A 25,550-nucleotide genomic window follows, 5' to 3' on the forward strand; every position below is an offset into this window, starting at 1 on the left:
GCATTCTCTTCGCGGTAACGAATGAAAAAGGCCCTCCTGCAAAGGAGGGCCTTTTTTAGTTCATGGTTATGAGCGCGAATGGGACGGGAAGAAGGGGGACTGGCACCTGCGGAGCCAGTCCCCTTAGCCGCTACCTGCGTCCAAGGCAGAGCAGCACAGGATACGGGACTACCGCACCGTTTTCACGTTTCTTGTCTACCGTTGTGGCGGTCACCACACGGACATCGGTGAGGCCGCATCGGGAAAATGCCTCGGTGAGAAACTCCCTGGAGAAACCATGGTGCAAAACCCCTTTCGGGTCGTCGTGAAAGGTGCCGTCCTCGCTCTCGAGATCGGCCAGGGCGAGCCAACCGCCGGGGTTGAGGGATTGGGCAAGAGAGTTGATAAGACTCGCCACGTCCTGTACGTGGTGCAGTGTCATGCTGCTCACGATCAGGTCGTAGCTTTGCTCGAGTTCCTGATGTTCCAGATCCAGCAGCACGGTGGAAACGTTGGATAGTCCGCGCTCTTTGATCTTGCGCTGCAGAACTTCCAGCATCCCATTGGAGCTGTCGGCGCCGGTAATACGGCCAACCAGGGGCTGCAGCCCCAGTGTGACCAGCCCGCTGCCGCAACCGTAGTCAAGGGCCTGCATGGAGGGGGTGAGGGGAAGTTCCCGGCGCATGGCCGCCACCACTTCTTGCGCGAGCTTCAGACGACGGGGTTCCTCGTCCCATTTTTCGGCTACGGCATCGAAATCCCGCTTGTTGTCGTTTTGCATGGCTCTGCCTCCGGGGTCTTTGGGTCTTTGGCTGGTGCAGCATAGTATTCAAGAAGATGAATGTCAAGGGGTGGTGGTGCTTGCGGCGGACATGGTGGAGCCGCGGGCGGCGGGAATGGGAAGAATGGGAAGAATGGAAGGAGTGGACGAGTGGGAGGAGTGGTGATGAGTGGAGGGGGCGGATGAGGGGGCGACAAAATGCTTGTGCCGGTTCTTTTTGCTGGCGTTGCAGCTGAAACAATGGTAGTGTGCCCTGTTCGCGCTGAGGATATTTTTCCCACAGCGGGCGGATTTGTGCTTGACACACTGCGCCCCCGGTGCTATATAATTCCTCTTTCCAAAAACCAAAAAGCTACATTTTTAAAATACCGGAGGTGCAGTTTGGCAAATCATAAATCGGCAATGAAGAGGATCAAGCAGACGGCTAAGAGGACCGAGCGCAACAAGCACGAGCGTTCTACTCTCCGTACTTTCATAAAGCGCGTCCGCGAAGCGGTTGCCACCAAGGATCAGGAAGCGGCAAAGGCTGCTCTGGCTGCTGCAATCCCGGTCATCGACGGCGCTGCAACCAAGGGGATCATCCACTCCTCCAACGCTTCCAGGAACGTATCCCGCCTCACCAAACTGGTCAACACCCTGGCCTAACCGGTAACGGCTCGATAAAAGCAAAAAAGGGAATGCCCGCTCGGGTATTCCCTTTTCTAGTTTGTACCAGCGGCTAGGACGGCCGCTCCCCCCCTGCCTCTAAAAGATCACCGCACCAAGGGGCCCGGTTAGACGTCCCCCTCCCCTGCCCTCCCCCTCCAGGGGAGGTAGTCAAAGCCCCACCTCTTCTCCGCCTTCCTAGCGCCTTGCTTCCTTCCTAGCGCCTTGCTTCCTTCCTAGCGCCCTGCTTCTTAATTCCTGCCTCCCGGCCGCCGGCATGCTTCCATCACGAAACGCTCGAAGAGCGGCTCTTCCAGTCCGCCTGACTTGAAGGCTAGATCCAGTTCCAACATCTGCTCGAAGATCCGCTTCAGTTCCGCTGCCGTGTAGTTCTTCGCCTGCGCGGTCACCTTGCCGAGAAAGTACGGGTTGATACCGGAGGCCTTGGCCAACTCGGACTGCGGGACCTTCCGGTCCATGAGCTCGCGCACCTGCCAGAGTTGGCGGTAATGCCGCGCAACGGCACCCAATACGCGCAACGGCGCCTCGCCGTCCTGCAAAAGGGAGGTGAGCAGCTTGAGCGCCCGGGGAAGCTCCTTTGCCCCCAGCGCATCGGTGAACTCGAAGACGCTCTCGACCTTGGTGTCCGATACGATGGTCTTCACGTCGGCAACGGTTACCGTCTCGTTCTTGCCGCAGTAAATACAGAGCTTCTCGATCTGGGAGACGAGTTCCTGCAGGTTGTTTCCCACGAGGTAGGCGAGCAGTTCGGCGGCGGCGGGCTCGATCTTCTTGCCCGCGGCACGCACCTCGTCGCGCACGTAGGGGCCCAACTGGTTCTCGTAGGGGCGCTTGAACTCCACCGCCTCACCGCGCTTCTTGAATTCGGCGTAGAACTTCTTGCGACCGTCGACCTTCTCGGCCTGCAGGATGAGGCAGGTGCCGGGTGACGGATCCTGCAAATAAGGGAGCAGTACCTCCATGGCGCCGGCGGAGAGGTCTCCCCCCTTCTTCACCAGGACGACGCGTCGTTCGGCGAACATCGGGAGAGTCTGTGCCGCGCTGAACACCTCATCACCCTTGCATTCGTTGCCGTAGAAGATGTTCAGGTTGAAGTCGCGGAACCCCGGGTCAACGGCGCGATCCATGAGCTTCTTTACGGCGCGCTCGACCAGGTACGGCTCGTCGCCGTACAAAAGGTACAGGGAAGCGAGCTCCCCTTTCTCCACGGCCCTGTTGAACTCTTCCGGTTTCATGAACACCTCATGCGAAAAAAGCCGCCCACCAGCCTTATGCTGAATGGGCGGCGTTGTGGTTTGCAAACCGCGCTGAACGGACTAGAAACGCTGGCTGATCTGCTGCCAGACCCGCTCGGAGAGACGACGGCACACCTTATCTATCGCGGCATCCTCGGCGTTTTGCTGCAGGGCGATATCCGCGTTCACCGGATAGACCTGCTGCTCGGAGAGATCCCCCTTCCAGAGCACCTTCTGGGTGCGCTGTTCACGCAGCACGGCCTGCACGGTGAGGACCGCCCGATACTCCTTTATGGCATCCGCCGCGGTGTAGGAGACGGGCGTCGTGCCGTAGGAGACCACGGTGCCGGTGAGCTCGAGGTCGGCCCGATCGGCGGGGAGAACGCGCCCACCGGTGCGAAGCGCGAATTCATCGATCATGTGACGACCGAGAACCGCTTCCACCCCGGCACGGTAGCTCTTGTTGGCGAAGAGGACGACGTTGATGCCGCCCCCCTGCGCCAGGGGCCCGTGTTCGACAACGGGGCGGTAGCCGCAGCCGCCGAGGGCGGCGACCAAGAGAAGCGCCGCGCCGATGCGGCAAAGAAGTCTGCGCGATGACATGGTACTTTTCCCCGCGCCCTAGGCGACCACCACGCTGACCAGCTTACCCGGAACGTAGACGACTTTCTTGATCTCCTTCCCTTCCAGGTACGGTTTGATCTTCTCGTCGGCGAGGGCGGCGGCGCGCACGTCATCTTCCTTGGCGTCCGGGGCGACGGTCAGCTTGCTTCTGAGCTTGCCGTTCACCTGGACGACGACGGTGATCTCCTCGTCCACGACGGCATCGGCGTCATAGCTCGGCCAGCCGGACGCTTCCAGTCCGACCTCGTGGCCCAGTTCAGCCCAGAGCTCCTCGGCGAAATGCGGCACGAAGGGGGCAAGCAGACGGATCACCGACTCGGCTGCCTCGCGCACCACGGCGACGTTCTCCGGGGCGTCTTTGGCGGTAAAGCCCTGGATGGAGTTCACCAGTTCCATGACCGCAGCGATGGCGGTGTTGAAGTGGAAACGCTCCTCGATGTCCTCGGAGACCTTCTTGATGGTCTTGTGCACCGCACGGCGCAGTTTCTTCCCTTCTGCGGAAAGAGCGTCGGTCTTGACGGCACCGGCCCCCTTGATCGCCGGCAGGACGTCGAAGACCAGGCGCCAGACGCGGTTCAGGAAGCGGTAGCTGCCGTCCACCCCCTGGTCGCTCCAGTCGAGGTCCTTCTCCGGCGGTGCCGCGAAGAGGGAGAAGAGGCGTGCCGTGTCGGCGCCGTAGCGCTCGATGAGTGCGTTCGGGTCGACGACGTTCCCCTTGGACTTGGACATCTTGGCGCCGTCCTTGATCACCATCCCCTGGGTCAAAAGGTTGGAGAACGGCTCGTCCACGTTGCAGTAGCCCAGGTCCCTCAGCACCTTGGTGAAGAAGCGGGCGTAGAGCAGGTGCAAAACGGCGTGCTCGATGCCGCCGATGTACTGGTCCACCGGCATCCAGTGCTCGACCTTCTCGCGGTCCAGCGGACCGGCGGTGAACTTCGGCGAGCAGTAACGCAGGAAGTACCAGGAGGACTGCACGAAGGTGTCCATGGTGTCGGTCTCGCGGCGGGCCGCCTCGCCGCACTGCGGGCAGGTGCAGGTGGTGAAGCTCTCGACGCGCGCGAGCGGGTTCCCCCCCTCGCCGGTGAACTCGGCGTCCATCGGGAGCACGACCGGGAGGTCCGCTTCGGGGACGGGAACCACGCCGCAGAGGTCGCAGTTGATCACCGGGATCGGGTTGCCCCAGTAGCGCTGGCGGGAGATGCCCCAGTCGCGCAGGCGGAAGTTGACCGTCTTCTTGCCGATACCTTCCTTCTCGAGGAAGTCCGCGATGGCTTCCTTGGCGTCCACGTTACCCATGCCGTCGAAACGGCTCGAGTTGACCATGGTCCCCTCGGCGGTGTAGGCCTCGGTCATGGTCGCCGCGTCGAGAGACTCACCTTCCGGCTGGATCACCACCTTGAGCGGCAGGTCGTATTTCTTGGCGAACTCGAAGTCGCGCTGGTCGTGGGTCGGAACCGCCATGACCGCACCGGTACCGTAGTCCATGAGGACGAAGTTGGCGAGGTAGATCGGCATCTTCGCGTTGGTGACCGGGTTCACGCAGTAGGAGCCGGTGAAGACGCCTTCCTTCTCCTGGTCCTCGGCGGAACGCTTGATGCGGTCGGTCTTCTTCACCTTTTCGATGAACGCCTCGACCGCGGCGCGCTGGGCGTCGGTGGCGAGGTCAAGCGCCATGGGGTGCTCGGCGGCAAGAGACATGAAGGTGGCGCCGAAGAGGGTGTCCGGCCTGGTGGTGAAGACCTTGATCTTGGAAAGGCCGTTCTCCAGCGGGAACTCGATCTCGCAGCCGACCGAGCGGCCGATCCAGTTCCTCTGCATGGTGAGCACGCGCTCGGGCCAGCCGGTCAGTTTGTAGGTGTCGTCAAGGAGTTCCTGGGCGTAGTTGGTGATCCTGAAAGACCACTGCTCCAGTTCCTTCTGCTCGACCAGCGAGTCGCAGCGCCAGCAGCAGCCGTCCTCGACCTGCTCGTTGGCGAGAACGGTCTCGCACTTCGGGCACCAGTTGACGGCGGAGGATTTCTTGTAGGCGAGCCCCTTCTTGTACATCTCGAGGAAGATCTTCTGCTCCCACTTGTAGTAGTCGAGGTCGCAGGTCGCGAGCTCGCGCTCCCAGTCGTAGGAGAGCCCCAGGCGCTTCAGCTGCCCGCGCATGTAGGCGATGTTCTCGTAGGTCCACTTGGCGGGATGGCTCTTGTTCTGGATGGCCGCGTTCTCGGCCGGCATGCCGAAGGCATCCCAACCCATCGGGTGCAGCACGTTGTAACCCTGCATGCGCTTGAAGCGCGCGATGACGTCGCCGATGGAGTAGTTCCTCACGTGACCCATGTGGATCTTGCCGGAGGGATAAGGGAACATCTCCAGGAGGTAGTACTTCTTGCGGCTTGCGTCTTCGGTCGCCTCGAAGCTGTTGTGCGTTGCCCAGAACTGCTGCCATTTGCCCTCGACCGCCGAGGGGACGTATTTCTCTTCCATTTGAAGCCCACCTTCCAGCGCCCCCCTCAAGGGGACGCGCAATTTATTTTGTATGCAGCGATGATGGCTGCGGGGAATTTTGAAAAAAGGAGCCTTTAGGGGCTCATGGGAACCTTGGTAGGACTCATGGGAACCATGGGAACAACTGGAGTCCTGAGAATCATGGGAAACCATGAAACCGGGGGCCTGCGACACCTAAAGGGTGACCGGTGCCGGGACACGCCGCTCCGAACGCCCACCTTTAGTGCACTTCCTAGACGATCCTGAGCAGCCCCTTGGCGACATCGAGGATCTTCGTCGGCTGGATCGGCTTCGTGATGTAGTCGTTCGCCCCAAGGGCCAGGGCGCGCTCGCGGTCTTCCTGGGCTCCTTCGGTGGTGATGACCACGATCGGGATCGCCTTGTAGTTGGCGTCGTTACGCACCAGGCTCACCAGCTTCAGCCCGTCCATGATGGGCATGTTGATGTCGGTGAGAATCAGGTCGAAACGCTCCGAGGAAAGCTTCTTCAGTCCGTCGACCCCGTCGTTGGCCTCGACGATGCGCACCCCCCGGATACGCTTCAGCGCAAAGGCGATCAGCTGCCTCATGGTGGGTGAATCTTCGACTATCAATACGTTGTAATCTGACATCTGAACTTTATCCCCCATTACAACATCTGTTATTTCGTCAAGAGATCGATGAACCCCTGGATGGTCGACAACTTCCGCTCCGAATCGCTGTAAAGACGCGAGCTGAAGATCGCGGTCGCGGCGTGCCCTGCGAGCAGGGTGAAGAGCTCGTAATCGACCGCGGCGAACTCCTTTTTCTGCATCAACAGCTTGTAGATCGCGAGAACGCCGATGACGTGCTCCTTGATCTTGAGCGGGATGCAGACCATCGGAGCGTTGAAGTCGCGCTCGTAGGCGTCGCAGTCGGCGGCGAAGTGGCTCTCTCCGGACTGCGCAACACCGCCGATGATCCCCTTGCCCAGCCGCACCACCGGGATCTCGCTCCGGTCCACCCCCTCGGTGGAGACCGCCTGCAGCTCGTCGCTCTTCTCGTCCAGGAGAAGGATGGCGAACTCCTCGGCACCGATCAGGTTGATGATGATCTCGGTGATGATCTGGAGCACTTCCTTGAAGTCGAGCGTGGAGTGGAGCTGGTAGCTAGCGATGTAGAGGTTGGCGAGGTTGTTGTTCTCGTCCTCTATCTCGATATAGCGTGCGGCGAAGTCCTGGTTCTCCTCCTCGACCTGCTTGATCCGGTCCAGGATCTCCTGCTTCTCCCTCTCCAGATCCGCGATCCGCTCGCTCAGCTTGTTGAGCTCGGAAGCAGGCGCGGCTTCGCCCGAAAGCTGGCCATTCTCCAGCTCCAGCAGCCGGAACCTCAGGCGCTCGTTCTCCCGGAGCAGATCCTGGGTGAACTCAGCTCCCTTCTTGAAAACCTGCAGGAACTCTTCGCCCCTGCTATGAACCAAACGTTCATCGTCCTTTTGCATGCGCACCCCGGTTTACATCGTCTTTTGGTCAACCAAATCGCGGCACTAGGCCGCAACGAAGCACTATTTCCCGCACCATGGCATCCATGGGCACCACCCTGTCCACAACTCCCGTCGCTATCGCCTCGCGCGGCATGCCGAAGACCACGGCGGACTCCTCGGATTCCGCGATGATCTGCGCGCCCGCTTTCTTGGCCTCGCGCACCCCGGCGGCGCCGTCGTTCCCCATCCCGGTCAGCACCACGGCGAGCATCCGGTTACGGTAGAGTTCGGCGCAGGAGCGGAACATCACGTCCACCGACGGAACGTACCTGTCTTTGAGCCCGGGAGGAACGACGCGGGCGACCACCTTCTCCCCCGACCTCTCGAAAATGAGGTTTCGCCCGCCAGGCGCGATGAGCGCACGCCCGGCGACCACCTCGTCGCCGTCTTTTGCCTCGCGCACGTCGAAGCCGCTGCTGCGGTTCAGTCTCTCGGCGAAGGCGGTGGTGAAGCCCGCCGGCATGTGCTGGGACACGACCATGGCGAAGGGAGGCGCCTCCCTGAACGAGGCGAAGATGCGCTGCAGCGCCGGCGGACCTCCGGTGGAGGAGCCGATGGCAACGATATCCACGCTGCTGTTCGCGCCGGCCGCGACCGCCGGAACGGTGACTTCGGGGGCGGGAGAGGCCGGTTCGACCCTCTTCTGCACCCGCGCCATGTTGAGCTTGAAGACAGCCTGGACCTTCTGGTGCAGGTCCTGCTGGATCTTCAAAAGCTCGTCGGAAATGACGCTGGTCGGCTTGGCGATGAAATCCACGGCGCCGAGTTCCAGCGCCTTGAAGACCTTCTCGTCGCCGGAGGTGGAGCTGATCACGATCACCGGGACCGGCGTGCTCGCCATCAGGATGCGGAGCATGGTGAAACCGTCCATGCGCGGCATTTCGAGGTCAAGCGTCACCAGGTCGGGGGTGAGATCGATGACCCTGCGGATCCCCTCTTCGCCGTTGGTGGCGTATCCCACCACCTGAACGCCCGGGAGTTCCTCCAGCATCCTGGTGATGGCGCGCCGATTATAGGCCGAATCGTCGACGACTACTACACGTATCTTTTTCACGAGGCCACTCCGCCGCTAATCGTATCCGTCTTCTGGTAGACCATGTCATTTCTCAAGTGCTTCAGTGCGAACGCGGTCGATATGTTCATGAGCGACTCGGAGTGCCCCAGAAGGAGGTACCCGCCGCCGCGCAGCGTGTTGTAGAAAGACTCGATCACCCTCTTCTTCGAGCTCTGATCGAAATAGATGATCACGTTGCGACAGAAGATCACGTCCATCTTCCCGAGAAGCGCCAGCCGGTTGGCATCGAAAAGGTTCATCTGGCTGATGGTGACCAGCTCCCGGACCTCGTCGCAGATGCGGTACCCCTCGTCGGTCTCGACGAAGAAGCGCTTCAGGTAATGCTCCTCGGTCGCCCGGAACGAGGACTTGGTGTAGACCCCCTTGCGGGCCTGCTGCACCACGCGGTGGCTTATGTCCGACCCGACGATCTCGATGCGCCAGCCCTGAAGCCCCATCTCGAGAAGGAGCATCGCGATGGTGTAGGGCTCCTCCCCGGTGGAACAGCCGGCGCTCCAGATGCGCAGGGTGCGCTCGCGCTGCTTCAGCTTCAAAAGCTCCGGCACGATTTCATCGGTGAAGGCCCTAAGCTGAAAGGCCTCGCGGAAGAAGTAGGTCTCGTTCGTGGTGAGGAGATCCATGATGTCGGCGATCTCCTCCTCCTTCCTGCGATCGTACTTCAGGAACTGGTAGTACTCGCGGAAGCCGGACAGGTTGTGATGGAACACCCTCTGCGACAGACGACGGTCGAGCAGGTACTTGCTGTCGTCGTCGAAGAAGAGGCCGCAGTGGTTGTAGATCAGGTCCCTGATCAGGCGGAATTCCTCTTCCGTCAGTTGCAGTTCCGGTTCGAAATATGGCATTAGCGCAGCCTGTCGAGGAGTTCGGCGATCTCGCTCTTCACCAGCGGGTCCGACTCACGGGCGAGCGCCTGGTCCAAAACGGCCAGGGACTCAGCCCCCTTGAGCTGTGCCACGGCGCGTACGAAGGAGCGCCGCACCATCCAGTGCGGGTGTCCCAAAAGCTCCTCGCCGTGCTCGCCGATCCACTCGGTGCCGAATCCGGAGAGGATCGCTATGGCGGCCTCGACCACCTCCTCGTCGCTGTGGCTGAGCGCCTTTTGCACCGGGGCGAGCGCCTTGGCTCCGCCGAGCGCCGCAACCGTATTGAGCGCCGCGATCAGCACCTGTCCCTGGGCCTGCTCCAAAAGCACCATCACGCCGGGAAGCGCCTCGGCGTCCCCGAGACCTGCCAGCCCCTTGAGTGCCGCGGTCTGCACCCAGGGGTCAGAGTCGTTCAGTGCAAGGCAAAGAGGTGCCAGAACGTCGCGTCCGCCGCGTTCCGCGAGCGCCTGGGCGGCGGCGATACGCACTTCGGGCTCCTCATCGGAGAGGGAAAGGACGAGCGCAGCAGGCGCCTGCGGCGATTCCACCCGCGCAAGCGAGGCAACCGCGGCGCGCCGCACCGTGGCGTCCTCGTCCTTCACGAGCAGGGCGAGCCGCTCCCCGTCGGAGAGCGCGCCTAGGATGACCGCGGCGTCCCGTCTTTTGCGCTCGTCGCGGCTGCGCAGAAGCTTGGAGCAGATGGCGCAGACCCCGTCGCGGTCGGCTGCGGCAAGACGCTGTACCGCATCGAGCGCACCCTCCCGCACCTGCGGCTCGTCATCGTCAAGAAGCGCCGCCACGCGCGGTGCAGCACCCGCAGGAGCGAGGCGTCCCAGGGCGAGGGCGGCGCAGCGGCGCACCTCCGCGCCTTCGTCCTCGAGAGCGGAGAAGAGGAGTTCGTCGCTACCGTGGTGCTCAGTTTCCGCGATCAGCTGCACGATCACCGCCCGCTCGCTCGCGCCGGCAACCGGGAAGTGCTCGAGAAGCAGCGGCATAACCGCTTCCCCGATGCAGCGCAGCGCCTCCAGGCACCCAGCGCGCAGCCTCTCGGTACGGGCGGCCCGCACCAGGGGAAGCGCCGCGCGCTCATCACGCATGATGCCGCAAAGCTGCGCCAGCAAGGCGATCAGCACCGGGTCCTCGCCGTGCAGCGAGTCGATGAGCTTTTTAGCCGCCGGGGTGCCGGCAAGTTCCCTTAACTGCAGGTCGATCAGCGTCTCCCGTTCCTGGACCGGCAGGCGCCCCCTGATCCGCATGAGAGCTACGGCGGCCGCCTCGCGGGCGTTCTTCGCCTTCTCGTGCATACCCTGCAAAAGCAGCGGAATGCACTTCGCATCGCCGATCACGGCAAGGCAGTCGTAGGTCGCCCGCCGTAAAAGCCCTTCCTGCAAAAGCGGCTCGAGCTTTGCGAGCGGCACCGGGATGCCTATCGAGGAAAGCGCATCGAGGACGGTGAACTTGAACCAGATCTCGCCGCCGTCAAGCACCTTCAAAAGATGCGGCAGGGCGCGCCGGTCGCCGATCTTGCCGAGGTTCTCGGCGGCGGCGACCCTCACGTTCATGTCCTCGTCGTCAAGCGCACGCACCAGAAGCGGCACGCAGGCCGCGCAGCGGATGTTGCCGAGAATATCGATGATGAACTTGCGCAGGTCGTGGTCCGGGTCCTCCAGGTGAGTGCAGAGCGGCTCGACGGCGGGCTCCCCGATCCGCTCCAGCGACTCCACCGCCGAATTGCGCAACCCGGCGTTGTCCGAGGCCCGCAAGAGGTCTATGAGAGCCTCGAGCGCCCCGGCGGAAAGAGGTTGTGCCTGCAGCACCACGCTCACCGCCTCCTTGCGCACGCGCCAGCTGTCGTCCGCCATGGCACGGAACAGAAGTTCCATCGCCTCCGGGAAGGGACGCCCGCGCAGTGCCATGACGGCAAACCGTCTTTGCTCCTCGTCAGGGGCTGCGAGTCTCTCGTTGATTTCCTGTAGATCGGTAGACAGGGTGATCTCCTAGACGTTCTGTTCGGCTCGTTTTTTCGCGATCAGTTCCTCGAAGGCGTCCTTCAGGAAGCTCGTGGTGTCGCGCACCTGTTGGGAAACACGCTGCTGGTACAGGTACTCCCCTTCGCGGATGTCGTCGGCTAAAAGCTCGTAGAAGCTACCTTCGCGCACCCCCTGCTCCACCTTCGCCTGGTTGTAGAGGACGATGTCGGAGACGATGATCCTCGCCAGGCGCCGCGCCTTGACCTGTTCCTCCGGCAGTTGCTGCGCCGGAGCCGCGGGTGCCGCGGGGGCAACCGGGGGCGCCGGCACTTCCGGGGCAGCCTCGACTACGGGCGCTTCAACGGGAGCCGGTACCTCGACCGGTGCGGGTACCACGGCAGGCGCGGCCTCGACCGGTGCGGGGACCTCAATCGGGGTAGGTACTTCCACCGGAATCGGTGCGGCCGCGGGGACCGGGACTTCCTCGAAAGCGGGAACCGCTGGGGGGGCCGGGGTCGCTTCGACGGCGGGGGGCACGGCCATGGAGGTCTCCTCGACCTCACACTGCCTGATCTCGCTGCGGCTTTTTTCCTGCGCGGCGAGTTCACTCTCGGTCGGACGCACCACGGGGGGCATCCCGCCGGAGGTGAGCCGGTAGATCATGGAGACCAGCGAGTCCGGGATATGGTGTTTCTCGATGTAGTCGTCGGCGCCGTAAAGGGAGTTCGGCGAACGCTTGTAGCGGGTCTTGTCGTAAATCGACGCGATGAGCACGATCTTCACGCCGGAAAGCTCGGGGTCCTGGCGCACCCGCTCGCAGACCTCGAACCCGAACATGGTGGGAAGCGCAACGTCGAGAAGCAGCACCGCCGGTTTCTCCCGCTGCACCGTCTCCAGCGCCTCCTTGCCGTCGGTGCAGAGAAAGAGTTCGAAAGGCTCAGCGGCCAGGACCTTCTCCACCGCCTTGCAGAAGGCGGCGCTCTCGTTGGCCACCACCACCTTCAGCCCGGCCGTCGGCGGTGCAGCACTCCGCTCACCCTTGCGCACCAGGCGAAACACCGCCTTGCAGCTCGAGCAGCGCAGCTTCTTCGCCTCTTCCGGACCGGTAACGGTAACGTCGAATCTCTTCTTGCAGTTTGGGCAGACTATCAGCATGCTTGGCTCTTTTTCGTAGGATTTGTCCCCGTCTGGGGGGTGAAGCAGCCCAGCTGGGCCTTTTCCTGGAAGGTGAGCAGGGCGTCTATGTTCAGGAGCATCACCGGCACCTCCTGCACCAGGCAAAGCCCCACCATGTACTCGCTCCCCACGATCCTAACGCCGCGCGGCGGCGCTTTCAGCTCCCGCATCGGGATGGTGATCATCTCGGTCACCTCGTCCACCATGAGGGCCAGCGGCTGCCCGGAGATGGAGAGGATCAAAAGACGCGCGGTCTCCTTGTTTTCCGCGGGGGGAAGCCCGAAGCGCTTCCTCAGGTCGACGACCGGGATCACCGAACCGCGCAGGTTGATCACCCCCTCCACGAACGGGAGCGCCCTAGGCAGCGGCGCGAGCTTGGGAACCCTGATGATCTCCCTGATGCGCATGATGTCGACGGCGTAAAGCCCGTCGTCCATACGCAGGCAGGCGACCTGGATTTCCTGCAGTTCCTCAGTCATCGCCCCTCCTTCTCCTGCTGGTTGCCGAGCAGTTCCTCGATCACCTCGAGCACCTTGACCGACTTGAAGGGCTTCGTTATGTAGGCGTCGGCGCCGACCTGCTTGCCGTGCTCGAGGTCGCGGCTGCTTTTCTTGGCGGTGAGCATCACCACCGGGATGGCGCGCGTCGCATCGTTTTCCTTTATGTGGCGGCAGACCTCGAAACCGTCCATGTCCGGGAGCATCAGGTCCAGGACGATGAGGTCCGGCGCCTGCTGCGCGATCGACGCCAGGGCCTCCTTGCCGCCGCGTACGCCGGTCACCTGATATCCTTTGGAGGTGAAGAGGATGCTTTCAAGCTTCAGCAGACTCTCTTCATCCTCGACCACGAGGATCCTGTTTTTCTCCATGTTTCCCCCCTGCCGCCCCGTGGCTGCTACAAAAGCCCTACGTCCAGTACCTTTTCCATATCGAGCAGGATGAGCATCCTGCCGCTCACCCGGCCGATGCCGAGCACGAACTCCCGGTCGATCCCCTCGAGGACCACCGGCGGCGGTTCGATGCCGCCCTCGGCGATGCGGACCACCTGCACCACCTCGTCCACGAGGACGCCGGCGTAACCGTTTTCCCGCTTCACCACCACGATGCGCTCGCGCTCTGAGACCGCCCCGTCGGCGAGACCGAGCCGCGCCTTGATGTCGAAAACCGGGATGATGTTGCCGCGCAGGGAGAGGATGCCGCGGACGAAACCGGGAACCCTGGGAACCTCGGTCACCTCGCGCGGTTTGATGATCTCCTTTATGTCCATGATGCTGATGGCGTACTCCTCGCTTGCCACCCTGAAGCAGAGAAGCTCCACGCTGGCCGCGTCCAGTACGTCCTGCTGGGAGACCTCGATATCGAAGGAGGCCGACTCGCGTCCCTTGAGGATCACCGCAGCCGGGTCAAAGGCCTCAGGCTCATCCTCGAAGGAGTCGAACGCCTGCGTCTCCGCCTGCCATGGGCGGGACGCCTGCGGCAGCGGATCCGGGTCTACGGCAGCCGGTTCGAAATCGAGTTCGGCGAACTCATCCGCCTCGCGCTCCGCCGGAGCATCCTGCGCCGGTTGCGGCGCGGGTTCGGCCTGAGGCGCTACCCATTCCTGAGCCGTCCTCGGCGCCTCCCCGCGGGAAGCCTTCTTTCTGATCTCTGCAAGATTCATAGGACCTCGACAACCGTTCTATGTTCTACGTTCTACGTTCTAAGTTACGGGCAATGCGGATGCACGGTCCTAGTTCCGTCCCGCGCCTTGCCGCCGGTGCGGTCAACGTAGAACATAGAACGTAGAACTTAGAACCGCCGTTTAAGCCAGCAGCTCGGCCGCGGTCTCTTCGATGATCGAGGCGTCGATCCAGGCGGCGTCCCGGCCGTAACCGATCAAGAGCGCGTTGGTGGCGACGGCGTTGATGCGCCGCGGCACCCCGCCGGAAAGCTCGTAGATCCTCTGCACCGCATCGGGAGAGAAAAGCCCGGGCTCCCCGCCGGCCGCCACGATCCGGAAATCCAGATACTCGAGCGTCTCCTCGAGCCCAAGCGGCGCCAGGTGGAAACTGAGCGATATGCGCTGCCGAAACGGCTCGTAGACCGACGAGGCGAGCATCTCGCGCAGCTCGGGCTGCCCCATGATGATCACGCTCAAAAGGTTCCGGTCGTCGAGCTGGAAATTGGTAAGCAGACGCAGCTCGTCGAAAAGGTCCCGGTCCGGAATCATCTGCGCCTCGTCGATCACCACCACCGGGATGCGCCCTTCACCGTGCAGACGGTAGAGCGCCGTGGTGATCTCCTTCAGGAGCTGGTCCTTCTGCAAGGAGGGGACGTCCACCTGCAGACCGGAGGCGATCACGCGCAAAAGCTCGTCCGCGGTGAGGCGCGGGTTGAAGACGAACAGGAAGTGGTACCTATCCCCCATCCGGTCCATGAGCGCCCGCGAAATCGTGGTCTTGCCGCAGCCGATGTCGCCGGTCAGAAGGGCGATTTCGGTCTCCTCCACCGCATACTCGAGCCGCGCCAGGGCCTCCTGGTGCCCGGAACTCATGTAAAGGAACCGGGGATCGGGGGTCTTGCTGAAAGGCTTCTCGATGAGACCGTAAAACTCCTTGTACATCAGGCGCTCCCCCGGGTGGCCTCGCTGATCACGCCCCCGACGTCAAGCACCAGGATGGTGCGCTGATCCCCCAGGTCCGCCGCACCGGAGATGCCGCGGAAGCCGGCAAAGGTCTCGCCGATGGACTTGATGACGATGTCCTGCTGCCCCAGGAGGTCGTCGACCACGAGACCGAGCCTTTTCTCGGCGACCCCCACGACGACCACGTAGCAGCTCTCCGGCGCCGGAGTCCCCCCCTTCAGCTCGAAGAACTCGGAGAGGCGCAAAAGCGGCAGCGTCGTCTCGCGCAGTTGGATCACTTCCTTGCGCTCCACGGTCTTGATCTCCTTCTGCTCAACGATGATGCTTTCGAGGACCGAGGTGATCGGGAGGGCGTAGGTGCGTCCCGCGGTGGAGATGATGAGCGCCTTGATGATGGCGAGGGTGATGGGGAGGGTGATCACGAAACGGGCGCCCTGCCCCGGGAAGTTCTCCACGTCGATCAGGCCGGAGAGGGCGGCGATGTTGGTGCGCACCACGTCCATGCCGACGCCCCGACCGGAGATCTCGCTCACCGTGTCGGTGGTGGAGAAACCGGGGCGGAAGATGAAGTCGAGCGCCTCGCGGTCGTTCACCTCGTCCATGCTGTCGATGATGCCCAGTTGCATCGCCTTCTTCTTGACCCGCGACACGTCGATGCCGCCGCCGTCGTCATCGACCTGGATCACGACGTGGTTCCCCTTTTGGTAGGAGGAGAGGGTGATGGTTCCCTTCTCGTCCTTGCCCGCGGCGAGCCGTTCTTCGGGGGTCTCGATGCCGTGGTCGATGGAGTTTCTCACGATGTGCATGACCGGGTCGGAGATGTCCTCGATGATGAGCTTGTCGAGTTCGGTATCCGCGCCGTAGAGCTTCAGGTCGACCTTCTTCCCCTGTTCGCGGGAGATCTTCCTTATGATGCGTGACATCTTGTCGAAGAGCTGCCCCACCGGGATCATCCTGATCTCCATGACCCCCTTCTGCAACTCGGAGAGCTTCTTCTCGAGCCCCTTGGCGGCCTTGTTCAGATCCTGCGAGGGGACGATGAGGCCGTCGCGGCGCATCCGGTCGGCGACGTCGGCGATCATGGAATGGGAGAGGACCAGCTCGCCCACGATGTTCATGAGCAGGTCGAGCTTTCCGATGTCGACGCGCACGGTGCGGCTCATGCTCTTCGCGCTGAGCGCCGTCTCCGCCGGCACCTGGGGCTGGAACTCAACTTCCTCGTGCGCGGGTCCTGCTTCCGACTCGACCTCGACCTCGGCCTCGACCTCGGCGAAGGTCTGCGCACGCCGCGGGGCCTTGGCCTTCGCCGCGTCCCCGAATGCGTTGATGCTCAGGTGCTCCCGGTCGACAAGCGGGGTGAGGGCGTCGGCGGAGAGTTCCGAGCCGAAGAGGATCTCGAAGTCGATGCCGGAGTCGAGCCCGCTGGAGGCGGAGGGGAGCGTACTGATCACCTCGCCCGCCTGTTTCAGCGTCTCGGTGAGCTCCATGAGCTCGGAGTCGAAGGACGCAAGGAGGAGCGACACCCGGATCGAGTAGATGTTGCGCCCCTTCTTCACGTTCTCCAGGAGCCGGTGTTCCTCGTACTCTGTCATCGAGGAGAGAACCCGCTCGGGGATGTTGAGGCGGGCAAGCGGCGAATCCTGGTTTCCCTTCGGGCCGCGGGTGAGGCAGTCGTTGATGCGCTTCATGGCGCCCGAGAGGTCGGCCCCCTCGCCCCCCGACTCGCCTGCGCCGCGCACGAGCTGCGCCAGGAGTTCGGTCGACTCGAAGAGGGTGCTCACCACCGCCTGGTCCAGCTCCACCTTGCCGAGCCTCAGCGCGTCGAGGAGGTTTTCCAGGTGGTGTCCCAGTTCCGCGATGTCCGAGAGGCCGAACATCCCCGCGAGCCCCTTCAGGGAGTGCGCGCCGCGGAACACCGAGTTCACCAAGTCCGGGTTGCAGTCGCCGGTATCCGCGCAGTCGCTCAGCGAAACCAGGTCGAGACTCAACTGGTCGAGGATCTCCTCGGCCTCCGCGAGGAAATCCTTCAAAGCCTTCCCTATGTTGTCCTCAACGCTCATAGGCCCTTTCTCTCAACTGACGTTCAACGTTCAGCGTTCAACGTTCGATTTAGCCTTCCGCTCTGAATTAAACTAGTTGTGTCTGCGTGTACTCCTGAAGCCGGGTCGCCCTTTGCCATTGGCGTATTCAACGCGGAACGTAGAACGTAGAACGTTGAACGGCTTTATCCCAGATACTTCTGCACCAGTTCCTGCAGCTTCACCGGGTCGAACGGCTTCACCAGGTACTCGTTCGCCCCGAGTGCGCGCCCCTTCTCCAGGTCCTTCTCGCCGCTTTCGGTGGAAACGATGAAGAGGGGGATGGACTGGTAGTTCGGGTTGTTGCGCACGTAGCTGATCAGCTCCAGCCCGTTGATGTCGGGCATGTTGATGTCCGTAATGATCAGGTCCACCTGCTCGCGCGGCAAAAGCCGCAGCGCCTCGAACCCGCTCGCCGCCTCGACGATGGTGTATTTCTCTAGTTCGTCTATGGTGGAGACCAGCATGGAGCGCATGGTATTGGAATCTTCCGCTATAAGTATCCTCTTCACGTCACATTTCTCCTCGTCCCTGTTCCTGCAACCTGCGCTGCAGAAGGGCCTTCTCCATCGCGATGCCCGCCTGACTCAGGAATATCTCCAGCGAATCGGTGTCGCCCACGGGCTTGTCCTCCGGCAGGTTGTCGCCGTAGAGGACCGCTACGACCTTCCCTTCACTCACGATCGGCCCGACGAAATACTCCGCAGGGCGCCCGCCTCCGAGCTGTTCCAGGAAGTGATGGCTCCAGACGGAGGCGTCCACTTCCCCCTTCATGGGGAAACGGGTCTCGAGCACCTCGGTAAAGAGGGACTGCTCACCCCTCGGGATGGAAAGGGACCTGACCCTGGCGTCGGCGCGCCCGTCTTTGTCCTGCAGGCCGAACTGCCCGAGCCCCTGGATGGTCTCCTTCTTGACCAGCAGCACCACGGCGCGGTTCACGAACTCCGCCGCGAAACGAAGCACGAGCAGGATGATCCCGCCGCCGAGCTGCGGGTTGTTGAGCTCCTCGAGCATGCCGCGCAGTTGCGAGATGCCGGTGCTCTGGCTCACCTGCGGTCCGGGAAGCGCCGGCTCCTCCCCCATCTCGAGCCTCAGTTCGTCGCCGATGTTCACGCTGGTGAAGGAGGCGTCCTCCCCGGCGGCGAGACTTTCGAGCGCTTTTTGCAGCCTGGGGCCGAAGATGTCGAGCGCGTCGTCCAGGTCCCCCTTGGACGGCTTCATAAGCAGCGGAATGCCGAGGGTGCGCATCTTGCGCTGCGCCTCGTCGTTGGCGAAATCGGAGAATCCCAGAAGCGGCAGCTCCGGGAAGTTGTTGCGCACAAGTTCCAAAAGCTCAAGGCCGCCCAGGATGCCGGTGCCGTCCATGCGGGGCATGATCAGGTCCACGAGCACGGTCGGGCGCACGCCGTCACGGTACAGCGAGTCGACGCGGATGAGGGCATCCTCGCCCCGGTCCATCGCTTCCACCCTGAACCCCTGTGCGGCGAGAAGGTCGGTGAGCGCGGCAAGGGTCGCCGGGTCGTCGTCGACGAGCACGAGCGGCTTTCCGGCAGCGGCACCGGTCTGCGCGAAGAACGCCGCGGGGGTCTGCTCGCGGGGTGCGGGAGGAGTCTCCTCACGGGGTGCGGGAGCCGGCTCTGCGGGCGGTTCGACTTGGAAAGCGGGGACGTCGGGTGGGAAGGAAGGGGCCGCGGGGGCGCTCGGTGCGGGCTCATCGATCAGGTCGAAGGCGAAGTCGACCGACTCGTCGTGCACTGCGGCCTCATCGTGCTCTTCGCCGGACTCGCCGCGATGGCGCTGCTCGTCGATGATGCGCGACCCTTCCATGGCGAGGTATTGCGGGTTGAGCCCCTGCTGCAGCATGAACTGCACCGGGTCGAGCCTGGTACTGTCCCCCTCGCCGATCTCCTGCAGTTCGAACTCGAAGGTCCCCTCGGCCCACGCGAAGAGCGAGTAGACCACGTTCTCGATCTGCTCGCGCACCACCGTCTCGATGGCATCGGCGCTGACGTTGAAGCGGTCCACCATGATGGCGCCAAGGAGTTGCGTGTACCCCTCGTCGGCCTGGATGCTGAGCGCACGCTTCAAGATGCCGAGGTCGATCACCCCCTGCTGGATCAGCACCTCGCCGATGTTCTGATGGAAGGTCGACGAGGTGGCGCGGATAACCTGCCCGCTGCGGAAAAGCACCCGGGCCTCCCGTCCCCTGCTTTGCAGGGTGAGGACGCCGGATCTCCTGCTGAGGCTGACTATCTGCAGGATCTCGCCAAGTCCGAGATCTTCCAAATTGCCGACTAGACTCATTGATGCCGCTCGCTGTGCGTGGGAGGTAGATTAAAAATAGGCATCATACTAAACCATCGTATCGGCCAAGTAAAGAATGATTTAGGTATCTTTCTTGTCTCTGCCACGGAAAATGAGTTTCAATGGAGTCCCGTCGAAACAGAAAGCCTCTCTAAAACGGTTCATGATGTACCGCTCATAGGAAAAATGAATCCCCTCCGGACGGTTGGTGAAGATGACAAAGGAAGGAGGTTTCACCCCTACCTGTGTCGCATAGTAAAACTTCACCCTTCTGCCGCCGTCGAGCGGTGCGTGATTCTCGTCCACGGCCTGATTGAAGATCCGGTTCAGCTCCCCGGTCGGGACCCTCTTGCAGTACTGCTCCATGACACGGTCCACCTCGGTGATGATCTTGCCGGTGCGCTGACCGGTGGAAGCCGAGATGAAAAGGATCGGCGCGAAGGGGAGGTACTTGAAATGACGGCGAATGTCGTCGGTGAACTTCCCGATGCTGGAGTTGTCCTTTTGCAGGGTGTCCCACTTGTTGACGACGAAGATGCAGCCGCGCCCCGCCTCGTAGGCGTAACCGGCGATCTTCGTGTCCTGCTCGGTGACCCCTTCCTCGGCGTTCAGCACGATGAGCACCACGTCCGCCCGCTCGATGGAGCGCAGGGCGTCCATGACCGAGTACTTCTCCACCTTCTCGACGGTCTTCCCCTTGCGGCGGATGCCGGCGGTATCGATCAGGAGGTACGGCTTCTTGTTGACGGTGAAGCGGGTGTCGACCGCGTCCCTCGTGGTGCCGGCGGTGGGGTTCGCCACCACGCGCTCGTATCCGAGGAGACGGTTCACCAGGGTGGATTTCCCGACGTTCGGGCGCCCGACGACGGCGATCCTCGTGATCTCCTCGTCCTCGTCCTTATCCCGGTTGTAGGGGAGAGCGGCCAGCACCTCGTCCATCAGGTCGCCTACGCCGCGGTTGTGCTCGGCGGAGATGGTGTGGATGTGGTCGACGCCGAGGCAGTAGAAATCGCCGGCGTTCGCCTCCTGCTTCTCGCCGTCCACCTTGTTGATGATGTGGAACACCGGCTTGTTGATGCGCCGCAGCAGCTCGACCACGTCGCGGTCCGCGGGGGTGAGCCCGTCGCGGGCGTCCATCACGAAGAGGATCAGGTCCGCCTCTTCCATGGCGAAGCGGGACTGCTCCCTCATCTGCTGCAAGAGCTTGTCCGAGGTCTCCGGCTCGAAACCGCCGGTGTCGACCAGGATGAAGGGGACGTCGAAGCGGTTCACTTCGGCGTAGTTACGATCCCGGGTGACCCCGGGCATGTCGTCGACCATCGCCTTGCGGCGCCCGACCAGCCTGTTGAAGAGGGTGGACTTCCCGACGTTCGGGCGTCCGACGATGGCAATAATAGGTTTCATGTTTTTCCGGCTGAAAGCGGGTGAATCCATAAGATGCTAAAAAAACGCGCGCTTTCGGTTTTAATGTATTGAACAGCTAACCGGTATGTGTAACATTTTGCCGTGCAATAAGCAACATATACAATTTAGTCCCAAAAGGCCGTCGGCAACGGGCTTACGGGCGGCAAGGACAACCTCCCCAACGGGCATATCCCTTGACGACCATATCTCCAAAGGATATCATCGCCATGATCATATCGTTCAAGGACAAAGAGGCGGAAAAGCTGTTCAACGGGAAGTTTTCCGCAAAGCTGCCCCAAGACATCCAGCGGACTGCGGCCACCAAACTAGCGATACTGCATGCGGTGACGGCACTGGAAACGTTGAGGGCACCCCCATCGAACTATCTGGAGGCGCTGCGCGGAGATCGCCAGGGGCAATACAGTATCAGGATCAACAGGCAGTGGCGCATTTGTTTTACGTGGGATGAGGGCAACGCAGCCGATGTGGAGATAGTCGACTACCACTGAAGGAGAAGAGATGAGCAAGAGAGATTTCCCCCCTGTACATCCCGGCGAGGTACTGCTGGCTGAGTTTCTGCAGCCGATGGGCATCACGCAGTACCGGCTTGCGAAGGATATCGGCGTAACACCGCGACGCATCAACGAGATAGTCCATGGCCGGCGTGCCGTCACCGCTGACACCGCGCTGCGCCTTGGCCGCTTCTTCGGAATGGAAGCCCAGTTCTGGCTCAACCTTCAGAATCATTACGACATGGAAGTGGCATTGGAGGCATTACAGGGGCGACTGGAGACAGAAGTACGTCCCTTCTCCCGCGCCGCCTGACACAGGCGCGCTCATTTCAGAGTATGACGCAGCGAGAGACTGCTCAAAGGTGCGCGATGATCCCTCCGATACTGTTCGGAAAGGCTCTTTTGCCTCGCGCGAGAATTGACAATGCAGGCGTAATCTGCTAGGTTGACGATCCGCCTGCAGCAGGACTGTGACCCCGTTGTGTCGGACGCCACGCCCTTCCCCCCGCCTCCCGCCGCACGCTGCCGGCAAGATCTCTAAAACTTCAGGAACGGAGCCCTACATGCACAAGAAGCTCTATATCCCCGGACCGATCGAGGTGAGCCCGGAGATCCTCCAGGCCATGGCAACCCCGATGATCGGCCACCGCATGCCGGAGTACGCCCGCCTGCACAAGGGCGTCACCGATAAGCTGAAGCGGCTCATGTCCACCTCCGACAAAGTGTTCCTCTCCACCTCGAGCGCCTTCGGCGCCATGGAAGGGGCGGTACGCAACCTCGTCGGCAAGCGCTGCGCGAACTTCTGCAACGGCGCCTTCTCCGACAAGTGGCACAAGGTCACCCTCTCCTGCGGCAAGGAGGCTGACGCCTTCAAGGCCGAGTGGGGCCAGCCGATCACCCCCGAGATGGTCGACGCAGCACTTGCCACCGGCAAGTACGACGCCATCACCCTCATCCACAACGAAACGTCCACCGGCACCATGAGCCCGCTCTTCGAGATCGGCGAGGTGCTCAAGAAATACCCGGACGTGGTCTCCATCATCGACACCGTCTCCTCGATGAGCGCGCTTCCCATCCCCATCGACGAGATCGGGATCGACTGCTGCGTCTTCGGCGTGCAGAAGGCCTTCGCCCTGCCGCCGGGTCTCGCCGTCTTCACCGCGAGCGAGAAGGCGCTGGAGCGCGCGAAGACGGTGCCGGGACGCGGCTACTACTTCGACTTCCTCGAGTTCCTCGCCGCCGACGAGAAGGACAACACCCCGTCCACCCCGTGCATCTCGCTCATCTACGCCATGGACCTGCAGTTGGAGAGGATCTTTGCCGAGGGTCTCGAGAAGCGCTGGCAGCGTCACCAGGAGATGGCCGACTTCATGCGCGCCTGGGTCGGGGAAAAGGGCTTCGGCATCCTTCCCGCCGAAGGGTACCGCTCCGTCACCCTCACCTGCGCGACCAACGACCGCGGCGTGGACCTGGCGCTTGTGAAGAAACAGCTGGGCGAACGCGGCATTGCGTTCGATGACGGCTACGGGAAACTGAAAGGGAAGACCTTCCGCGTGGCCCACATGGGCGACATGCAGCTGGAAGATCTCAAACAGATTACAACCGAATTGGAGGGGATCCTGCAGGGTCTCTAACAGACGAAGGGGGGGAGCAGTTCAGCTCCCCCCCTTTTTAAATGCTTTACTCGGGCTCGAAAGCCTCCTTGCCGACGCCGCAGATGGGACAGACCCAGTCGTCCGGCAGGTCCGCGAAGGGTGTTCCCGGCGGCACGCCGTTGTCGGGGTCGCCGACGTAAGGGTCATAGACATACTGGCATACGGTGCAGATGTAAGGCTCCATTAAACACCCCCTCGGTATCTGTTCTGGGACCGCAAAAGTCTAGCAGACCGCCGTGAAGTGTCAATTCGGGCCCGCGGCTGAATTTGAACTTGCTTTCACAATACGCTGTGTTACATTGCAATAATTAAAATCTCAGAACCGGGAGGTGAGAAGACAGACGTTCGATGCAGCAAAGGCACAGGTCTCTCGGCAAAGACGAGCGACTCACAGCAGCATGGCACAGTGAAGAAGACGGACGAACAAGACACAGGGCGAGGACACCACTGCAACATCCCCCGCACCAGAGGTCCAAGCAATCCCGCAGTTCTTAAGTCATCACAGTCCCGTAATCGAACGCAGCACATATTCCAAACAGCAGACCGACCGGAAATTCCGGCAGCGGATACGTTTGCACCCGCCGTCTCCTCTCGGTCTTCCGCCACCTAAGGCGAAGGAGGGTGACCCATGGAAACGATGATCAGCAACACCCAAGAGACATTAGCGTCACGTGTTATCGCGTCGAAATACCCAAAGGAGGGAATAGGCATGAGTTACGAAGTAAAGAACAAGCAACTGTTGGCCTGGGTGAAGGAAGTGGCAGAGATGTGCCAGCCGGACCAGATCCACTGGTGTGACGGCAGCGAGGCGGAGTACGACAGCCTCTGCGAGCAGCTCGTCAAGGGGGGCACCTTCAAGAAGCTGAACCCGGAGAAGCGTCCGAACAGCTACCTCGCCTGGTCCGACCCCGGCGACGTCGCGCGCGTCGAAGACCGCACCTTCATCTGCTCCATCGCGAAACAGGACGCCGGCCCGACCAACAACTGGATGCCCCCCAAAGAGATGAAGAAGACCTTGACCGGTCTCTTCACCGGCTGCATGAAGGGGCGCACCATGTACGTCATCCCCTTCTCCATGGGTCCCCTGGGCTCCAACATCGCCAAGATCGGCGTCGAGATCTCCGACTCCGCCTACGTCGCGGTCAACATGAAGATCATGACCCGCATGGGCAAGAAGGTCATCGACATCCTTGGCGAGAACGGCGAGTTCGTCCCCTGCCTCCACTCGGTCGGCGCACCGCTTGCCGCGGGCCAGAAAGACGTGCCCTGGCCGTGCAACAAGGAGAAGTACATCGTTCACTTCCCGGAGGAGCGCTCCATCTGGTCCTTCGGTTCCGGCTACGGCGGCAACGCGCTTCTCGGCAAGAAATGCCTCGCGCTCAGGATCGCCTCCAAGATCGCCAAGGACGAAGGGTGGCTCGCCGAGCACATGCTGATCCTCGGCATAGAGACCCCGGAAGGCGAGAAGACCTACCTCGGCGCAGCCTTCCCGAGCGCCTGCGGCAAGACCAACCTCTCCATGCTGGTCCCGCCCGACCACTTCAAGCAGAGCGGCTACAAGATCTCCACCGTCGGCGACGACATCGCGTGGATCAAGCCCGGCCCGGACGGCCAGCTCTACGCCATCAACCCGGAAGCGGGCTTCTTCGGCGTGGCCCCCGGCACCTCGTTCAAGTCCAACCCGAACGCGATGCACTCCTGCGCCAAGAACACCATCTTCACCAACGTGGCGCTCACCGAAGACGGCGACGTCTGGTGGGAAGGGATGACCGACGAGCTCCCCGCGAAACTGACCGACTGGCAGGGTAACGCGTGGACCCCGGGCTGCGGCAAAAACGCGGCGCACCCGAACTCCCGCTTCACCTCCCCGGCTTCCCAGTGCCCCTCCATCGACCCCGCCTGGGAAGACCCGAAGGGCGTTCCGATGAAGGCGTTCGTGTTCGGCGGCCGTCGCAACAACGTGATCCCGCTCGTCTACCAGGCCTTCAACTGGAGCTACGGCGTGTACCTCGCAGCCACCATGGGGAGCGAGACCACCGCGGCCGCGGTCGGCGCCATCGGCAACGTACGCCGCGACCCGTTCGCGATGCTGCCCTTCACCGGCTACCACGTGGCGGACTACTTCAACCACTGGCTGCAGGTCGGCCGCACCACCCCGAACCCGCCGCGCATCTTCTCCGTCAACTGGTTCAGAAAAGACGCCAACGGCAAGTTCCTCTGGCCGGGCTTCGGCGAGAACATGCGCGTTCTCAAGTGGATCGCCGACCGCGCCAACGGCCGCGGCGCTTCCGTGGAGAGCCCGCTCGGCTGGATGCCGCGCTACGAGGACATCGACTGGACCGGCCTCGGCTCGGTTTCCCGCGAGCAGTACCACGAGCTCATGTCCATCGACCGTGACGTCTGGAAGGAGGAGATCCTCTCCCACGAGGAGCTCTTCGTGAAGATGTACGACCGTCTCCCGAAGGAGTTCCTCCACATCCGCGAGATGATCCTTTCCGGCCTGTGGCGTTCCCCGGAGCACTGGGAGCAGTTCAACCCGCTGACCCCCGAGGAAGGCTTCAACGACTAACGCGTTGAAAAACTGGATGAACAACGAGGGCCCCGATCGAAAGA

The 25,550-nt window shown here is 62.2% G+C and carries 24 protein-coding genes; 5 read left to right on the top strand and 19 right to left on the bottom strand.

The genetic code is table 11. The annotated features are described in order from the left end of the window. Window positions 1-130: 130 nt before the first annotated feature. Entirely contained in the window at window positions 131-760 is a 630-nt protein-coding gene (locus D6Z24_RS13390; RefSeq protein ID WP_129127105.1) for a class I SAM-dependent DNA methyltransferase, read from the bottom strand. A gap of 381 nt (window positions 761-1,141) precedes the next feature. On the opposite strand from D6Z24_RS13390, the gene rpsT reads away from it, so the two are divergent. Further along, the gene (gene rpsT / locus D6Z24_RS13395) at window positions 1,142-1,405 is read left to right on the top strand and encodes a 30S ribosomal protein S20 (RefSeq protein ID WP_129127106.1); all 264 of its coding nucleotides are present in this window, start codon (window positions 1,142-1,144) and stop codon (window positions 1,403-1,405) included. A 251-nt stretch (window positions 1,406-1,656) separates the two neighbouring features. Here the strand turns inward: rpsT and holA are convergent, their stop codons facing one another. The 17 genes from holA to der all read right to left on the bottom strand — a co-directional run bounded on the left by holA (window position 1,657) and on the right by der (window position 20,770). After that, window positions 1,657-2,661, bottom strand: a complete 1,005-nt coding sequence (gene holA / locus D6Z24_RS13400) for a DNA polymerase III subunit delta (RefSeq protein WP_129127107.1) — start codon at window positions 2,659-2,661, stop codon at window positions 1,657-1,659. Between the two features lie 81 nt (window positions 2,662-2,742). Next, complete coding sequence (lptE, locus tag D6Z24_RS13405; protein ID WP_129127108.1) at window positions 2,743-3,264, bottom strand: LptE family protein; 522 nt, start codon at window positions 3,262-3,264, stop codon at window positions 2,743-2,745. A gap of 18 nt (window positions 3,265-3,282) precedes the next feature. Beyond that, window positions 3,283-5,757 (bottom strand): leucine--tRNA ligase, encoded by a 2,475-nt coding sequence (leuS, locus tag D6Z24_RS13410; protein WP_129127109.1) that lies wholly within the window; start codon window positions 5,755-5,757, stop codon window positions 3,283-3,285. A 253-nt stretch (window positions 5,758-6,010) separates the two neighbouring features. After that, window positions 6,011-6,388 (bottom strand): response regulator, encoded by a 378-nt coding sequence (locus D6Z24_RS13415; protein WP_129127110.1) that lies wholly within the window; start codon window positions 6,386-6,388, stop codon window positions 6,011-6,013. 29 nt (window positions 6,389-6,417) lie between these two features. Then, window positions 6,418-7,236, bottom strand: coding sequence for a GAF domain-containing protein (locus tag D6Z24_RS13420; RefSeq protein WP_129127111.1), 819 nt, complete (start codon window positions 7,234-7,236; stop codon window positions 6,418-6,420). A gap of 28 nt (window positions 7,237-7,264) precedes the next feature. Next, entirely contained in the window at window positions 7,265-8,332 is a 1,068-nt protein-coding gene (locus D6Z24_RS13425; protein WP_129127112.1) for a protein-glutamate methylesterase/protein-glutamine glutaminase, read from the bottom strand. Then, window positions 8,329-9,195, bottom strand: coding sequence for a CheR family methyltransferase (locus D6Z24_RS13430; RefSeq protein WP_129127113.1), 867 nt, complete (start codon window positions 9,193-9,195; stop codon window positions 8,329-8,331). Before D6Z24_RS13430 ends, D6Z24_RS13425 begins: the two co-directional genes overlap by 4 nt. Continuing rightward, on the bottom strand, window positions 9,195-11,210 hold the full coding sequence (locus D6Z24_RS13435; RefSeq protein ID WP_342782873.1) for a HEAT repeat domain-containing protein: 2,016 nt from the start codon (window positions 11,208-11,210) through the stop codon (window positions 9,195-9,197). Before D6Z24_RS13435 ends, D6Z24_RS13430 begins: the two co-directional genes overlap by 1 nt. A 3-nt stretch (window positions 11,211-11,213) precedes the next feature. Continuing rightward, a complete protein-coding gene (locus D6Z24_RS13440; protein WP_129127115.1) occupies window positions 11,214-12,341 on the bottom strand; it encodes a response regulator in 1,128 nt (375 codons plus the stop codon). Then, window positions 12,335-12,841 (bottom strand): chemotaxis protein CheW, encoded by a 507-nt coding sequence (locus D6Z24_RS13445; RefSeq protein WP_129127116.1) that lies wholly within the window; start codon window positions 12,839-12,841, stop codon window positions 12,335-12,337. The genes D6Z24_RS13440 and D6Z24_RS13445 overlap by 7 nt, the downstream gene beginning before the upstream one ends. After that, entirely contained in the window at window positions 12,838-13,230 is a 393-nt protein-coding gene (locus tag D6Z24_RS13450) for a response regulator transcription factor (RefSeq protein WP_129127117.1), read from the bottom strand. The genes D6Z24_RS13445 and D6Z24_RS13450 overlap by 4 nt, the downstream gene beginning before the upstream one ends. Window positions 13,231-13,256: 26 nt before the next feature. After that, on the bottom strand, window positions 13,257-14,021 hold the full coding sequence (locus tag D6Z24_RS13455) for a chemotaxis protein CheW (RefSeq protein WP_129127118.1): 765 nt from the start codon (window positions 14,019-14,021) through the stop codon (window positions 13,257-13,259). A 141-nt stretch (window positions 14,022-14,162) separates the two neighbouring features. Further along, entirely contained in the window at window positions 14,163-14,963 is an 801-nt protein-coding gene (locus D6Z24_RS13460) for an ExeA family protein (protein ID WP_129127119.1), read from the bottom strand. After that, on the bottom strand, window positions 14,963-17,044 hold the full coding sequence (locus D6Z24_RS13465; RefSeq protein WP_129127120.1) for a chemotaxis protein CheA: 2,082 nt from the start codon (window positions 17,042-17,044) through the stop codon (window positions 14,963-14,965). Before D6Z24_RS13465 ends, D6Z24_RS13460 begins: the two co-directional genes overlap by 1 nt. 164 nt (window positions 17,045-17,208) lie before the next feature. After that, on the bottom strand, window positions 17,209-17,574 hold the full coding sequence (locus D6Z24_RS13470) for a response regulator (protein ID WP_129127121.1): 366 nt from the start codon (window positions 17,572-17,574) through the stop codon (window positions 17,209-17,211). Between the two features lies 1 nt (window position 17,575). Beyond that, entirely contained in the window at window positions 17,576-19,366 is a 1,791-nt protein-coding gene (locus tag D6Z24_RS13475; RefSeq protein WP_129127122.1) for a response regulator, read from the bottom strand. 81 nt (window positions 19,367-19,447) lie between these two features. Beyond that, window positions 19,448-20,770 (bottom strand): ribosome biogenesis GTPase Der, encoded by a 1,323-nt coding sequence (der, locus tag D6Z24_RS13480; protein ID WP_129127123.1) that lies wholly within the window; start codon window positions 20,768-20,770, stop codon window positions 19,448-19,450. A gap of 227 nt (window positions 20,771-20,997) precedes the next feature. Here der and D6Z24_RS13485 point away from each other — a divergent pair, with 227 nt between their 5' ends. From D6Z24_RS13485 to D6Z24_RS13495, 3 genes are all read left to right on the top strand, one after another. Next, complete coding sequence (locus D6Z24_RS13485) at window positions 20,998-21,279, top strand: type II toxin-antitoxin system RelE/ParE family toxin (RefSeq protein ID WP_129127124.1); 282 nt, start codon at window positions 20,998-21,000, stop codon at window positions 21,277-21,279. A gap of 10 nt (window positions 21,280-21,289) precedes the next feature. After that, complete coding sequence (locus tag D6Z24_RS13490; protein WP_129127125.1) at window positions 21,290-21,595, top strand: HigA family addiction module antitoxin; 306 nt, start codon at window positions 21,290-21,292, stop codon at window positions 21,593-21,595. Between the two features lie 250 nt (window positions 21,596-21,845). After that, window positions 21,846-22,916 carry a pyridoxal-phosphate-dependent aminotransferase family protein gene (locus D6Z24_RS13495; protein WP_129127126.1) on the top strand — a complete coding sequence of 357 codons (1,071 nt, stop codon included), beginning with the start codon at window positions 21,846-21,848 and terminating at the stop codon, window positions 22,914-22,916. Window positions 22,917-22,962: 46 nt separating this feature from the next. Here the strand turns inward: D6Z24_RS13495 and rd are convergent, their stop codons facing one another. Beyond that, window positions 22,963-23,121: a rubredoxin gene (gene rd / locus D6Z24_RS13500; RefSeq protein ID WP_129127127.1), complete on the bottom strand. Its 159-nt coding sequence runs from the start codon at window positions 23,119-23,121 to the stop codon at window positions 22,963-22,965. A gap of 444 nt (window positions 23,122-23,565) precedes the next feature. On the opposite strand from rd, the gene D6Z24_RS13505 reads away from it, so the two are divergent. Next, window positions 23,566-25,506 carry a phosphoenolpyruvate carboxykinase (GTP) gene (locus D6Z24_RS13505; RefSeq protein ID WP_281275033.1) on the top strand — a complete coding sequence of 647 codons (1,941 nt, stop codon included), beginning with the start codon at window positions 23,566-23,568 and terminating at the stop codon, window positions 25,504-25,506. The last annotated feature ends 44 nt before the right edge of the window (window positions 25,507-25,550 follow it).

The sequence above is a fragment of the Geomonas oryzae genome (assembly GCF_004117875.1).
Lineage (GTDB): Bacteria > Desulfobacterota > Desulfuromonadia > Geobacterales > Geobacteraceae > Geomonas > Geomonas oryzae.